1 protein-coding gene is annotated in these 493 nt (G+C 66.1%); it reads left to right on the forward strand.

What is annotated here, in order from left to right:
* Nucleotides 1-48 precede the first annotated feature (48 nt).
* Nucleotides 49-493: HAD family hydrolase (locus AACY52_RS30390; protein ID WP_339561394.1), on the forward strand; the 445-nt coding region annotated here is incomplete at its 3' end.

The raw sequence follows: 493 nt of genomic DNA on the forward strand, positions 1-493 counted from the left end.
CGATGTGGCGACGTCCTCGGAAATCCAGAACGCGCGAGCGACCGTATCATGACCTTCCGCGCCGCACTTTTCGATCTGGATGGCGTGCTGGTCGACAGCGCGCGTCTGCATTTCGTCGCCTGGAAACGGATCGCCGATGAGCTCGATATTCCCTTCGACGCGGACGACAATGAAGCGCTGAAGGGCGCCGATCGCATGGGGTCGCTCGAGCACATCCTGCGGCTTGGGGGCCGCACGCTGGACCTGCCCGCGAAAGAGCACCTCGCCGCCCGCAAGAACGGCTTCTACCTCGATGCCCTGACGACGATGAGCGACGCCGACGTGCTGCCCGGTGCTGCGGCATTGCTGGCGCGGGCGCGCGAACGCGGGTTGCTGCTAGGGGTCGCCTCCGCCAGTCGGAATGCCACGGTCGTGCTGGAACGGGCCGGGCTCTCGCGCGCCGTCGATTTTATCGCAGATGCGGCAAAAGTCGCGCACTCGAAACCTGCGCCGG

Origin of the sequence: Pseudomonas sp. EA_65y_Pfl1_P113, from assembly GCF_963970525.1 — a bacterium.
Lineage (GTDB): Bacteria > Pseudomonadota > Gammaproteobacteria > Pseudomonadales > Pseudomonadaceae > Aquipseudomonas > Aquipseudomonas tritici.